This window comes from Bacillus sp. FSL R7-0646 (assembly GCF_037969865.1).
Lineage (GTDB): Bacteria > Bacillota > Bacilli > Bacillales > Bacillaceae > Bacillus > Bacillus licheniformis.
The window spans coordinates 1,172,748-1,186,609 of record NZ_CP150217.1; the positions used below are offsets into that span (position 1 = coordinate 1,172,748).

12 protein-coding genes and 1 pseudogene are annotated in these 13,862 nt (G+C 48.4%); 7 read left to right on the forward strand and 6 right to left on the reverse strand.

Translation table 11 applies throughout. From position 1 onward, the window contains the following. The first annotated feature begins 51 nt into the window (after positions 1-51). On the forward strand, positions 52-1,104 hold the full coding sequence (gene rsgA / locus MKY62_RS05855) for a ribosome small subunit-dependent GTPase A (protein ID WP_003180453.1): 1,053 nt from the start codon (positions 52-54) through the stop codon (positions 1,102-1,104). Positions 1,105-1,238: 134 nt separating this feature from the next. Beyond that, a complete protein-coding gene (locus MKY62_RS05860) occupies positions 1,239-1,595 on the forward strand; it encodes a YisL family protein (protein WP_011197750.1) in 357 nt (118 codons plus the stop codon). A gap of 39 nt (positions 1,596-1,634) precedes the next feature. Here the strand turns inward: MKY62_RS05860 and MKY62_RS05865 are convergent, their stop codons facing one another. Beyond that, a complete protein-coding gene (locus tag MKY62_RS05865; protein ID WP_003180458.1) occupies positions 1,635-2,201 on the reverse strand; it encodes a DUF2777 domain-containing protein in 567 nt (188 codons plus the stop codon). 164 nt (positions 2,202-2,365) lie between these two features. On the opposite strand from MKY62_RS05865, the gene asnB reads away from it, so the two are divergent. Next, a complete protein-coding gene (asnB, locus tag MKY62_RS05870) occupies positions 2,366-4,207 on the forward strand; it encodes an asparagine synthase (glutamine-hydrolyzing) (RefSeq protein WP_003180460.1) in 1,842 nt (613 codons plus the stop codon). Positions 4,208-4,338: 131 nt separating this feature from the next. Here asnB and MKY62_RS05875 read toward each other — a convergent pair whose 3' ends face one another. The 3 genes and pseudogenes from MKY62_RS05875 to MKY62_RS05885 all read right to left on the reverse strand — a co-directional run bounded on the left by MKY62_RS05875 (position 4,339) and on the right by MKY62_RS05885 (position 7,692). Next, complete coding sequence (locus MKY62_RS05875) at positions 4,339-5,718, reverse strand: ammonium transporter (protein WP_003180461.1); 1,380 nt, start codon at positions 5,716-5,718, stop codon at positions 4,339-4,341. Between the two features lie 135 nt (positions 5,719-5,853). Then, a pseudogene (locus MKY62_RS05880) lies at positions 5,854-6,113 on the reverse strand (P-II family nitrogen regulator); the annotation flags it as partial. A gap of 202 nt (positions 6,114-6,315) precedes the next feature. Further along, a complete protein-coding gene (locus MKY62_RS05885) occupies positions 6,316-7,692 on the reverse strand; it encodes an MATE family efflux transporter (RefSeq protein ID WP_025805600.1) in 1,377 nt (458 codons plus the stop codon). Between the two features lie 85 nt (positions 7,693-7,777). Here MKY62_RS05885 and MKY62_RS05890 point away from each other — a divergent pair, with 85 nt between their 5' ends. From MKY62_RS05890 to MKY62_RS05905, 4 genes are all read left to right on the forward strand, one after another. Beyond that, positions 7,778-8,641 carry an AraC family transcriptional regulator gene (locus MKY62_RS05890; protein WP_003180467.1) on the forward strand — a complete coding sequence of 288 codons (864 nt, stop codon included), beginning with the start codon at positions 7,778-7,780 and terminating at the stop codon, positions 8,639-8,641. 28 nt (positions 8,642-8,669) lie between these two features. Continuing rightward, positions 8,670-9,227 carry a GNAT family protein gene (locus tag MKY62_RS05895; RefSeq protein ID WP_339613987.1) on the forward strand — a complete coding sequence of 186 codons (558 nt, stop codon included), beginning with the start codon at positions 8,670-8,672 and terminating at the stop codon, positions 9,225-9,227. Positions 9,228-9,283: 56 nt separating this feature from the next. Further along, on the forward strand, positions 9,284-10,327 hold the full coding sequence (locus MKY62_RS05900; RefSeq protein ID WP_003180471.1) for a LacI family DNA-binding transcriptional regulator: 1,044 nt from the start codon (positions 9,284-9,286) through the stop codon (positions 10,325-10,327). Positions 10,328-10,494: 167 nt separating this feature from the next. Further along, positions 10,495-11,523, forward strand: a complete 1,029-nt coding sequence (locus tag MKY62_RS05905; RefSeq protein WP_003180474.1) for a Gfo/Idh/MocA family oxidoreductase — start codon at positions 10,495-10,497, stop codon at positions 11,521-11,523. A gap of 130 nt (positions 11,524-11,653) precedes the next feature. On the opposite strand, the gene MKY62_RS05910 is transcribed toward MKY62_RS05905, so the two are convergent. Both MKY62_RS05910 and MKY62_RS05915 read right to left on the reverse strand, forming a co-directional pair. Next, complete coding sequence (locus tag MKY62_RS05910) at positions 11,654-12,742, reverse strand: Ger(x)C family spore germination C-terminal domain-containing protein (protein WP_003180477.1); 1,089 nt, start codon at positions 12,740-12,742, stop codon at positions 11,654-11,656. Beyond that, positions 12,739-13,857: a GerAB/ArcD/ProY family transporter gene (locus MKY62_RS05915; protein ID WP_003180479.1), complete on the reverse strand. Its 1,119-nt coding sequence runs from the start codon at positions 13,855-13,857 to the stop codon at positions 12,739-12,741. The genes MKY62_RS05910 and MKY62_RS05915 overlap by 4 nt, the downstream gene beginning before the upstream one ends. Between the last annotated feature and the right edge of the window lie 5 nt (positions 13,858-13,862).

Here is a 13,862-nt window from a genome sequence, read left to right on the forward strand (position 1 = left end):
ATTTGCGGCTCTTTTTTTAATCAATCATCAGATCTTTAGGAGGAAACCGAATTGAATTTATCAGCATTAGGCATCAAATATATCATGGAAGCTTTAAAGGATGAGGAAGGTCTGGTTTTGGGAAGGATCGCCCTTGAGCATAAAAGGTTGTACCGGGTATGGACGGAAGAAGGTCAGTGGCTTGCCGAAATCTCCGGCAGGCTGCGGTTTGAAGTGGAAAGCCGCGGAGACTACCCCGCTGTCGGCGATTGGGTGTATATGCGCCCACGCGGCGGCGAAAAGAAGGGAATCATCACGGAGGTCGTTCCCCGATTCAGCAAATTTTCGCGCAAAGCGGCGGGTGAGCCGGCGGAGGAACAGATCACCGCAGCAAACGTCAATACGATCTTTCTCGTCAATGCGCTCGGTCTGGATTTTAATGTGAGAAGAATCGAACGCTACTTGCTGCTGGCATGGGAAAGCGGAGCCAATCCCGTCATCGTCTTAAGCAAAGCGGACATTGCTGACCGGATTGAAGAAAAGGTGCGCCAGGCGGAGTCCGTGGCATTCGGGGTGCCGATTCACGTCATCAGCGCTCATGAAGGCAGTGGGATGGATGAGCTGAAAGCGTATGTGAAACAAGGGGAAACCGTCGCCCTTTTAGGGTCGTCAGGCGTCGGAAAATCAACGATCATCAACTTTTTTCTGAAGGAAGACAGGCAAGCCGTCCAATCCGTTCGTGAAGATGATGACAAAGGGCGGCATACGACGACGCACAGGGAGATGTTTATGCTGCCTGAAGGCGGGCTTTTAATCGATACGCCGGGGATGCGGGCCTTAGAGCTTTGGGAATCGGAAGAAGGATTCAGACAGAGCTTCAGCGATATTGACCAGCTTGCAAAAAACTGCCGATTTTCAGACTGCATGCATCAAACAGAACCCGGCTGCTCCGTGCAGGAGGCGCTGGCTGACGGCAGACTCGATGCCGGCCGGTTCCAAAGCTACCTGAAATTAAAAAAAGAGCTCGAATACCTCGAAAGAAAAACGGATAAACGGGCGGCGCAGCAGGAAAAAAAGCGGTGGAAACAGATAACGAAAAGCATGAAAAAGAACAAACGCAAATAAATGAAAAAGGCGCTGATGAATGATCTCAGCGTCTTTTTTGCTGCGGAAATGACAGCGTTCACATTGTTTTGTTTAATGGACCGGTTCATGATAAGATAAGAACGATACCTGATTTGATAGGGGGAAAAATGAATATGACGCATATGCATATCACGTCTTGGGTGATCGCGCTCATTTTAGTGTTCGTTGCTTACGGACTTTACTCATCTGGAAACAGCAAAGGCGCAAAAATTACACATATGATTCTCCGCTTATTCTATATTATCGTTATCATTACCGGGGCGCAGCTCTTTTTAAAGTTCACGGCATGGAACGGAGAATACATAGCGAAGGCCTTGCTCGGCCTCATCACCATCGGATTCATGGAAATGCTATTAATCCGCAGGAAAAACGGAAAAGCGGCCACTGGGATCTGGATCGGCTTTATTGTCGTTCTGCTCTTGACGGTTGTGCTTGGACTCCGGCTTCCGCTGGGCTTTAAAGTGTTTTAATTAAATGACATCGGTTCTTTATGAGGACTGGTGTCTTTTTTATGTCGGCGGCTTGAATGTTGAAATCATAACGATTCGTTCCCCATCTGAAGCGGTCCATTCAAATCTGTCCTTCCACTCCTCTTTTCTTTCGTAATGATGCTGCAGGGCGCATTGTTTCATATCATGAGAAAACTGATAAAACGAAACGCCCTTGACATCCTTTTTCTCGGGCCAAAAGCTCAGGCCGTTATAGGCGAAGACGCAGTCAAAGACGGAAAAGCCGAGGCTGTTCAGCTGATCCAAAAAAGAATAGAACTGTCCGTCTTCCAGATCGTTCAAAAATTCGAGAAATGCCTGTTTTACCGTTTTCAGATAACGGATCGGTTCTCCTCCTGTCAGCTTCACGGTCTCCGGTTTTTCCGTTACGGCGAATTGATCAAACAGTTCGGCTTTTTGCCATTCTCCGTCTATGCTGATGAAAACTCCGGGGCTGTTCAGGCTTTCAACCAAAAGCAAATCTCCTTCTTCATTTTCAATCAGGCAGATCCCGTCTTCCATTAAAATTTTGCCGTAAATCCATTTGCGCTTTTCGGCATAAAGTCGTTTCTGGCGTTCGGTGTCCATGGGCGGTCTCCTTTCTTATTTCGTTTTTTCCAAAACGGGCTTGTCTCATACAAGACTCTGTTGGACAATTCAACTATTATTTTAAGGTGCATAAAATAGGTAAAGTGACAAAGGAAGTGAAGCCTAAAGCAGAGGAAGTACATTAGAATTGGAGCTGATCGACAATGTGTGGAATAACGGGGTGGGTCGATTTTAAGAAGCCGCTTGTCCGAGAGCAGTCAATCATGGAGAAGATGACTGATACGCTTTCGAAAAGAGGACCTGATGATACGAATATTTGGGGAAAGCGCCATGTTTTATTCGGACATAAACGCTTGGCAGTTGTGGATCTGGAAGGCGGCAGACAGCCGATGACCCGCACACATCAAGGATATGATTATACGATTTGCTATAATGGCGAGCTCTATAATACGGAGGATTTGCGAAAAGAGCTTAGGCGGCGGGGGCATCAATTCAAGAGCCACTCAGATACAGAGGTTTTGCTTCATTCATACATGGAATGGAAAGAGGAATGCATCGACAGGCTGAACGGAATTTTTGCATTTGCGGTATGGGATGAAAAGCGGGATCTTCTTTTTGCGGCACGCGACCGGCTTGGTGTTAAACCGTTCTTTTACACCGAACAGGGCTCATCATTTTTGTTCGGATCTGAAATCAAAGCCATCCTCGCTCATCCTGAAGTGAAAGCAAAGGTAGACCGTTCAGGGCTGGCAGAAATTTTCGGCCTCGGCCCGTCACGATCGCCGGGGAGCGGTGTTTTTAAAGGAGTAAAGGAGATCCGCCCGGGGCATGCGATGATTTTCTCAAAAGACGGTTTAACGGTTTGGCGCTACTGGAATGTGAAAAGCGAGAAGCATACGGACAGCTTTGACGAAACGGTGGAAAATGTGCGGTCGCTGTTTCAGGACGCCGTTACAAGGCAGCTTGTGTCTGATGTGCCGGTATGTACGTTTTTATCTGGAGGGGTCGATTCGAGCGCCATTACCGCAACGGCCGCCAAGCATTTCGAGAGAGAAGGGAAGGCGCCCCTTCATACGTTTTCGATCGATTATGAAGACAATGAGCAATATTTTACGTCAAGCTCATTTCAGCCAAACGCCGACGGCCCGTGGATTAAAAAAATGTCCGATGCATTCGGAACGGTTCATCACAATTGCGTGATATCCCAGGAGGAGCTGGCTGCCTATTTGGAAGAAGCCGTACTGGTTCGGGATTTGCCGGGGATGGCTGATGTCGATTCTTCCCTGCTATGGTTCTGCCGCGAGATTAAAAAAGACTTTGTCGTGAGCCTTTCAGGGGAATGCGCGGACGAAATTTTCGGCGGCTATCCTTGGTTCCATTCGGCAGAAGATGTGAAAGGTTTCCCATGGATGAGATCAATGGAAGAACGGATCGGACTTCTGCAGGACGGCTGGCAGAAAAAGCTGAACCTCAGCGAATATGTGAAGGCAAAATATGAGGAAACAGTTAAAGAAACACCGCTGCTGGAAGGAGAAACGGGTGCGGAGAAACGAAGGAGAGAGCTGTTTTACTTAAATATGCTCTGGTTTATGACAACGCTCTTGGATCGAAAAGACAGAATGAGCATGGGTGCGAGCCTCGAGGTCAGGGTTCCGTTTGCAGATCACAGGCTTGTCGAGTATGTCTGGAATATTCCATGGGATGTCAAAATGCATGGCAGCCGTGAAAAAGGCATCTTCCGCAAGGCGCTGGAAGGCATTTTGCCTGATGAAGTGCTGTACCGCAAAAAAAGCCCATATCCGAAAACGCACCACCCGGCCTATACGAAAGCCGTGATACGCTGGCTGGAGTCATTGCTGGAGCAAAAAGACTCGGCGCTCTATGCTTTCTTAGAAAAGAAAAAACTGGAGCGGCTGATTGAGACGGAAGGTGCATCATTTCAAGTTCCGTGGTACGGACAATTGATGAAGGGACCGCAGCTGATCGCCCACCTTGCCCAAATCCATACTTGGTTTGAAAGTTATCGAATTGATATCGAGGAATAACATAAAACACCCGGCATATGCCGGGTGTTCTGCGTTTTGGCAGCTAAGCTATAAAGAAACGGCGGCGTTTATTTTGAACACCGCCGATTTCTATGATCAGCAAGCCGGCCTGAGAGCCGGATGCATGAGAGTCACACCTGTTCAGTTTTGGAAGAAGGTCCAGGCTTTAAATTGTTGAGCCGTGAGACAAGATCCGTTCCGAAAGCGGAGCTTACGTCAACATCGTCCTGATCGATGTAGCTTTCTTTATACTCGTACGCGGAAGAACCGTGTTCGGCATAATCTAGTCCGGAAATTTCCTCCTCTTTTGATACCCTGATCGGAGCGAGGGCTTTCATTGCCGCGGCGACAGCTGATGTGGCAGCGAGGGTCCAGGCCGCGATCGACAAAATGCCGACGGCTTGAATGCCAAGCTGTGCGGCTCCTCCTCCGTAAAAGAGACCGCTCGATGTATTGAAAAGCCCGACTGCAAGCGTCCCCCAAACACCGCAAATACCGTGAACGGCAATGGCGCCGACGGGATCGTCAAGCTTCAGCACCTGGTCGATAAACTGAACGCCGACAACTAAAATGACACCGGCGATGAATCCGATCAATATCGAGCCTGTAAATGAAACGCCGTCCGCGCCCGCGGTAATTCCGACAAGGCCGCCTAGCGCGCCGTTCAGCGTCAGGGAAGGATCGATCCTGCCGTAGCGGAAATAAGTGAACAGCGCCGAGCTGACGACTCCGCCCGATGCCGCTAAAAGGGTTGTGGTGATGACGTGCGGGACGGCGGCGGGATCAGCCGCAAGCGTGCTTCCGCCGTTGAACCCAAACCAGCCGAACCACAGGATAAAGACGCCGAGAGCGCCCAGCGGAATGCTGTGCCCTGGAATGGCGTTGACCTTGCCGTTTGTATATTTTCCGATCCGCGGCCCGAGAAACATGACAGCCGCAACTGCGCCCGCAGCGCCTGTCAAGTGAACGATTGAAGATCCGGCAAAATCGACAAATCCGAGGTCGTACAGCCAGCCTTCCCCCCAAGTCCAATGGCCGACAACCGGATAGATGAGACCGGTCATAAACAGCGTCAAGATCATGTAGCTGCCAAGCTTCATCCGTTCAGCGACAGCGCCGGAAATAATGGTGGCGCACGTAGCGGCAAACACGGCCTGAAAGACGAAAAATCCGACATCCTGATCACCCGCTAGAGCAAAACCGCTTGTGCCGATGAACCCGCCGGCGCTGTCCCCGAACATGAACGCGTATCCGGCGAAGAAATAAAGGATGGAGCCGATAGAGATCGTCAGGAAGTTTTTCATTAAAATGTTTAACGTGTTTTTAGCTCTTGTAAAGCCTGATTCAACCATCGCAAAACCGGCGTGCATAAAAAAGACGAGCAGAGTGCCGATGGCTACCCATGTCATGTTGACCGAGTCATTGACCGATTGCACCGTCGGTTCGGCGGCCAGAGCTGATGCGGTGAAGAAAAAACTGAGGAGCAGGACGGCAGATACCTTGGTTTTCATAAGAATCACCCTTTCTTAAAGTATCGACTAAAAGAGAGCAGGAGGGAATCGGTCGTTTTAGACAATCGCTTCCTTTCCTGATTCCCCTGTCCGGATTCGGATCGCGTTTTCAATTGGAAGGACAAAGATTTTTCCGTCGCCGACCGTATTTGTCGAACATGTGCTTTCGATTTGATAATTTCATCAACGCTCTCCGATTCAATCACCATTTCGACTTTCACTTTAGGCAGCAGCTTGATTTCGTAGGAGGTGCCGCGAAACAGAGCCTGCTTCCCCCGCTGCTGGCCGCAGCCGGCAACCTCTGAGACGGTTAATCCGTTTATGCCAACCTCTTCAAGCTTTTTGCGGAGGCGGGGGAACTGTTCGGGGCGTATAATCGTTTCGATTTTTTTCACAATGCAAATCCTCCTTTTGGTGTAAGGTTATATTACGTTTGTTGTTATGTTTCTTATCATACGTAAAAGTAAATTGAAAATCAATACGAATTTTCAAAAAAATTAATCTATTAGACCTATTCTTTGAGAGGTCTGTGTTCATAGAATGGCAGTCTCGTTAAGTTTTATAACATGAAAAAACCTGCTTTCAACTGAAAGCAGGTTATGCTGCAAATCCTTTTTGAAGCCACATTTTAGATCTCCATCTTCTGTACATTAAAATTCCCCTGACCCATTCGTCGGCGATGAAGGAAAACCAAATTCCCGCCAGGCCGAATCCGAGCTGAATGCCGAAAATGTAAGCGATCGGAAGTCCGATTCCCCACATCGAGACAATCGCCATATAAACCGGATATTTCGCGTCTCCCGCAGCTCTGAGAGAATTAATGATGACCACGTTAAACGAGCGGCCGGGCTCCAAGATAATCGTCAAAAGGATCAGTATACTGGCCGTTGCGATAATATCGGGATTGCTGCTGAAAATGCCGATCAGCTGTTTTGAAAACACAGCGAAGAGAACGGAAGTAAATGTTGTAATGGCCAGAGCCCACCACAGGCTTTTCAGGCAGCGGCTGTATGCTTCATCAAATTGCTTCGCGCCGATATGGCGTCCGATTAAGATTTGCGTTCCCTGGCTGATCGCTGTGCCGAAAAGCATGATAAACATCATCAAATTTTGGGTATAGACTTTTGTTGTCAGCGCCTGCGCGCCCATCAGCGTGATAAAATAGGTGACAATCATCTGTGACGCGTTATATGACAGCTGCTCCCCTGCTGAAGGAATCCCGATTTTCAGCAGTTTTTTCAGGTGACTTTTCTTTAAGACAAACAGCCGTTTGGACAACAGCGGCATGCCGACGCGCTTTTTGACGAGCAGAGCGATCGCCAAAAGGCCGATGATGCGCGCGATTGAAGTGGACATTGCCACGCCGGCCACGCCTAAAACCGGAAAGCCGAACGGTCCGAATATGACAAGATAGTTGCCGGCGATGTTCAGGATATTCATGCCGATGGTTACAACCATTGTGTCCTTTGTATACCCGTAGCTTTTCAAAATGGCGCTGAACGTCATAATGAGCGCTTGGACAAAGGACAGTCCGCCGACGATCTGGAGAAAGATGCCGGCTTCAGCAAGCAGGTTGGCGGAAAGGCCCATCATCAATAAAAGCGGTTTGGCAAATATATAAATCGCCGCACTGATGAATAGACTGATGATAAAATTGGCGCTGATGGAAACATAGCCGACTTCCATTGCTTCGGCTTTTTGCCGCGCCCCTAAAAATTGAGAAATAATGACGGTTGTTCCTGTTGCGATAAAACCGAACATCACAATGATCAAGTTCAGCATTTGGTTGCTGACGCCGACGGCTGCCACGCTGTCGTCGGAATATTGGCTGAGCATCAGGGTATCTGCGTTGCCCATTAACATATATAATGAAACCTCGATAAAGATAGGCCAAGTCAATGCGAATAAAGAGAGGTTTTGAGGTGCTGTTTTTTTCATGGCGTTTGACCCCTTTCTTTTAAAATTCCGTTTTATAGTGTAACGCCATTTTCTTATAATAAGAAGAGACGAAACCGATACTTCTTGGAGAAATCCGACTTGATGAAAAAGGGGAGAGAACATGGAACATATCATCTTTACAATTCCGCCGCTCCCTGTGTTGATTACCGGCGGAGAAGGGCTGTTCAAAAGAGGGGAAAAGCATGTGAGGCGTGAATATTCCGTGTTTGATCTCTTATATGTGATACAGGGGGAACTATTTTTGACTGAGGACGGCGAGCCCCATCAGATCCGGGAAGGGGAATACATCATCCTTATTCCGGGGCTCGAGCATTATGGCCACCGCGGCTGTCAAGACGATACCCGCTATTTTTGGCTGCACTTTCAGGAGCCGTCCTATGGCTTCGCGCAGCAGGGAGGTGAGAACTGGACTGAACTCAAGCTGAGGAAGGGGACATTTGAAACGCCGACATTGTATCATTTAAAGATTCCGAGAAAGGGAAAGATCGACCAAAAAGCGTTTATCGAACAGCAGTTTAGGCGTTTGATTGACGATTCCGCCCAAAATTCCGACCTGCCGCTTCGCAGGCAGCTCTTGTTCGAAGAGCTGCTGATTCACTTGCAGAAGGAGGCGTTCCATATTCCTTCGGCGAGTGAGCGTGTAGCATCCGAAGCACAGCATTACATCGACCGCCATTATAAGGAGAAGCTCAGCATGGAGCAGCTCTCGGCTGCCCTTCATTATCACCAGGACTACATTACCCGCTGCATGCAAAAGGTGTTTGGCATCACACCGGGCCAATATGCCAATAAGGCGAAAGTTTTTGAAGCGAAGCGGCTCCTCTCTTCTACAAACGACAAAATGTCATCGATTGCCGAACAAGTCGGAATCGATGATCCGACCTATTTCTCAAAGCTGTTTAAACAAATAGAAGGGATTTCGCCCGTTGAATACAGAAAGATGATGAAGCGAAATATTGAGTGATATTTTCAAAGCATAGGAGGAGATAAGTTTGGCATCCATCAATGGTGAAAAAGTGAAATTGCGTACGATCACAATGGATGACCTGCCCGGATTATGGAGAATGATTTACGGAACTAAAAACCCTGAATGGAAAAAATGGGATGCCCCTTATTTTCCGCTTCAGCCCGAATCGTTTCAATACTTTGTCGATTCTTTAGTGCCGGCTTTAAAAGAAAAACCGCCGCGCTATTTGGCGATAGAGATCGGCGGAGAGCTGAAAGGAACCGTTTCTTACTATTGGGAATCCCGGCCGACACGCTGGCTGGAATGCGGGATCGGCATCTATGATCCGCGGTTTTGGAACGGGGGATACGGTACGGAAGCCGTAGAATTATGGATCGGCTTCCTGTTTGAAAACGTCGATGTGCCGAGAATCGGAATGACGACGTGGTCAGGCAACAGGCGGATGATGAGGTGCGCCGAAAAAGCCGGATTTAAGATGGAAGGCCGGATTCGCAAAGTCAGATATTATGACGGAGTCTATTACGATTCAATCAGATACGGAATCCTGCGGGAGGAGTGGGAGCTGATTTGCCGCGGAAGCTGACACGCTCTATAATATAATATTAGAAATCTTTCATCAGCGGACTAGAGGGGACCAATATGAAAAAAACCATTTATGATGTAGCGGAAGCGGCCGGCGTTTCGATTTCCACGGTTTCCCGGGTGATCAACAATACCGGGAGGATCAGCAGGTCGACAAGGCAAAGAGTGCATGCCGTCATGAAAGAGCTCGATTACCAGCCGAATGTTCACGCTTCTGCGCTTACCGGAAAGCGCACGAACATTATCGGCCTGTTGACGCCCGATATTGCAAACCCGTTTTTCGGCGAGCTTGCCAAAAGCGTTGAAGAGCGGGCGGGCGAGCTCGGCTTCAGCATTATGATGTGCAGTACCGACCGCGATCCGAAAAAGGAGACAACGTATTTCTCGGTCCTCAAGCAAAAAAGCGTCGACGGCATCATTTTTGCGACAGGCATCGAAAATCAGGAGACGATGGATGCGCTCGAGGATATTGCCAAAGAGGGCATACCGCTCGTGATGATTTCCCAGGATCGCGCCCTTGTTCCGATGGATGTCGTGGTCATCGATGATTTTATGGGCGGATATTTAGCGACGCGGCATTTAATTTCGCTCGGTCATAAGACAATCGCCTGCATCGCCGGCGACGGATCGACAACCGGAGAAAAAGACAGGCTGAAAGGCTTCAAAAAAGCGATGGATGAAGCAGGCATCAAAGCGGATGAAACGCTCATCGCCGGATCCGGTTTTTCCCTGGAATGCGGCAAAAAAGCGGCCGCTCAGATTTTCAAAAGCAATATTCCGACCGCCGTTTTTGCCATGAATGATGTGCTCGCGTGCGGAGTCATTCAGACTGCAAGGGAATGGGGGCTCCATGTTCCAACGGATTTATCGGTCATCGGCTTTGATAATACGTTTTTAGCCGAAATGACCGATCCGCCGCTTACGACAGTGTCTCAGCCGATTGAAGAAATGGGCCGCCGCGCGGCCGAGCTGCTTGCCGAAGAAATCAGCGGCAAGAAAAGCTCGAAAAGCAAAATCATTCTCACGCCTGAACTTGTCGTCAGACAGTCGACGGCCCCTCCATTTAAAAAAGAAGCACATGCCGAAAAGAGCGGGTTTTGATAGAAAAACGCTCTTTTTTCGTTTCTAAAGAGCAAGCGCTTGACCAAATTAATTCCTAAAAAACAATTGCGGATAAAATAAATACAGGGTAAAATCAGAATTGAAATGAGCAAGCGCTTTCTCTAATTAATAAAGCGCTTTCATGAAACGCAAAGGAGGAGAAGAAAATGACAGAAGTTGTGAGATGCGCCGTATTGGGGCTTGGAAGGCTCGGCTATTACCATGCGAAAAACCTCAAAACCGAGGTGCCCGGAGTCCTGCTCGCCGCTGTAGCCGATCCGGCAGAGGGAAGTGCGAGGGAGGTTGCAGCTGAACTGGGTGTTGAAAAGTGGTTTGAAGACCCGTTTGAGTGCCTCCGCGATCCGGAAATTGATGCCGTTGTCATCGTTACACCGACATCCACTCATGCCGAAATGATCAAACAGGCAGCCGAATTCGGCAAACAGATTTTTGTGGAGAAGCCGCTGACATTAAATCTTGAAGAGTCAATAGAAGTCATTTCCAAGGTCAAAGAAATGGGCGTGATTTGCCAGGTGGGGTTTATGAGGCGGTTTGATCCTGCTTATGCGGATGCCAAAAGAAGGATCGATGCCGGAGAGATCGGCAAACCGATCTATTATAAAGGGTTTACGCGCGATTTTGGCTCTCCTCCGGCCGAATTCATCAAAAAAAGCGGCGGTATTTTCGTCGATTGTTCGATTCATGACTATGACATCGCTCGTTATTTAATGGGGGCTGAAATCACTGCGGTTTCCGGCCACGGAAGGGTTTTGAAGCACGCATTCATGCCGGGATGCCATGACGTCGATCAGGCGCTCACCTATATGGAGTTTGATTCGGGAGCGGCGGGTGATGCGGAAGCAAGCCGCAATTCGTCTTACGGCCACGATATCCGCGCCGAAATCATCGGAACGGACGGCAGCATCTTCATCGGGATGCTGCGGAACCCGGCGGTTACAGTGCGGACCGGAAAGGGGAGCAGCTATAATATCATTCCCGATTTCCAGGCGAGGTTCCATGAAGCGTACTGTTTGGAGCTGCAGCATTTTGCTGATTGTGTTCGCATCAAAACGAAACCGCTTGTGACTGAAGTGGATGCGGCGGTCAATCTTGAAATCGCGCTTGCGGCCACACAATCCTGGTCAACAGGCAGGCCCGTCAAGATTCAGTATCAGACGAAAAAGCTTACGGTATGAAACGGGGGCCACCCTGAGCGGGCTGTTGAGATGATCCTGCGGTCACAAAGGAACAACAGGAAGGAGGGCGTAAGGAAGCGTTCCCCGCCCGGTGCCGCCTTTCTCCATGCGTTTTCAATCAAGCGCCGCCCTACTGCGTATTCACAACCGGTCTCAGATTCAGCTGGTAGTCCACCTTAACATCCATGTTCTCCCAACGCTTCAGCCACGCTTTGTCGCTCATCGGCTTTGTAAACGGAAACAGCGCTTCGCCGCCGACTTCAAGCGGATCAACCCGAATGTTTTGCATGTCCTTGATCATGTCCGCTGTTTTCTTTTCCAATTCAGATTCTACATCATGGACGAGTGCGTTGAATTCGCTTTGATCCTGCAGGTTTTTATCGCCTGTATATTCTTCAATTCCCGCGTTTAGGCTGACCTTCATTGATAAACCCGTATTGTTTTGATTCAAGTCGAACGTGACGGTTGAGCGTGCCTGGCCGATCACGATTGACAAGTTGGGGATCGTGAGGAACTTCAGGAACCTGTTATTGTTGATCAGCTGAAAAATTTGATCGTCTATGCCGGTCAGGACCTTCACGAATTTGTCGTTTCGGAAAAGTCCTGTTCCTTCATATGTGAACTGGTTTCCATCGGTTCTGAAAACAGGCACGTATGGATCTGAAAAGTGGGTGTACAGCTGGTTTTTGAATTGATGCAGGTTGACGATGCTCATTTCACCCTGGTTTGCTCTTTCAAAATGCCTTAACGTCTGATAAAGATAAAAGTCAAAATTCTCGCTTTGCTTCAATTCGCTCATTATATATTTGTCAAAATCGCCTTTGACGACGATCAGATAAAGGCGGGGGCCGATTTTCGGGTCTGACAGGAGCGTGTTGATAATCGGAAGTATGCCTTTGTCGGCGAGATTTTCTTCGATCATCACCATTCTCAGCTGCCCGTTTTTCAGCTCGTTGTAATAATTTAAGTTAAAGCGCTTTCCAGCTTGTTTAATCATATCGACTTCGGTGCTGAACAGCCTCTTTTTTTCAAGACCCATCGGAGGGACGACAGTGCTCATCGAGATCTTTCCTTTTTTTCCTTCTTTCATGTACCAAAAGGTAACCGGTGAGATTTCTTCAATCTCATTGTTTTCGACAAATGGAGAGCAGCCCGCAACCGCTGTGAAAATCCCGAGTACGAGACAGCACTTTAATTTGATGCGTTTTCCGCTGATCATTCTATGCGCCCCTTTCGTTTTCCGGCGAAAACAAGAAGAGCCGGAATCAATGCATAGGTGGCGGCTCCGATGGATACTTCGATCAAAAACCACATATTCTGCTCCTTTCCGGATTGCCAAAACCAGGTGCTCATAATGAGCGAACATCCCATGATCAGAAGGAAGCTGAACAGAAATCCTCTTCGCGTCACCGGTTTGGACACCCTTTTAAATAAAATGCGGAGGCCGCCGTAAAAGCAGAGCAAAAAAATTGCGATCACAAACGCAAAATGAAACATATGGGCAGACAGAAGAAACGTATCGATCCGCTCCAAAATCGGCGACTGCAAATAGCGGAGCATGTTCATCACCGGAAAAACGGTTTCCCGCAAATAAGAGGAGCCGTAGAAAAACAGTGCACCGATAAACAAAAACAAGTATTCGAAGAGTGAAATCGCATTACCGACCGATAAACATTTCAGCACATTTGCTTCCTTGCTGAACCACGGAGCCAGACAAATCAAATACTCGGGACTGGAAAAAGAAGACCACATGACGAGCAGTGCCTTCCAAGAATGTTCAGTCCATTCAAAAGGAATCAGCGGGTATAAATCAGTCAAGGAAGCGATCGGGGGTATATAAAATCTGATAAAAAGGAACACCATCCAAAATGATGACATAAAGGCAATAATGACAAAGCGCATCGTATTTTCCATGCCTCGGGAGGCAGCATACCCGCTGATAACCAGAATAAAGATCACGAGCCAGTTGATATTGATCGCGGGAAAGATGAAATGTCTCACTGTTTCGGCGTAGCTTGTGATCATGATCGCGATCTTTAGCGCGAGCTGAATTAAGCCGATCAGAATAAAAAATCGCAGCTTGCGTTCGCCGAAGAGGGCGGCGAAGCCTTCGTAGCCTTTAGCAGCAGCTGGAGAAGACAGCCATTTGGACAACAGGTACAGGTTGAGCTGGGACAGCATTCCGACACCGAGCATAACGAACATCATGTAAGGGTGAACCAAATACATCGGTAGAACCAATATGAAAAAAAGGACTTGCATACGGTTGGCGATAAGGGCGATGTAAATGCCGCCGAGAGGACGTGTCTTGTGAAATAATTGAAAAGAACTCAAGCCGC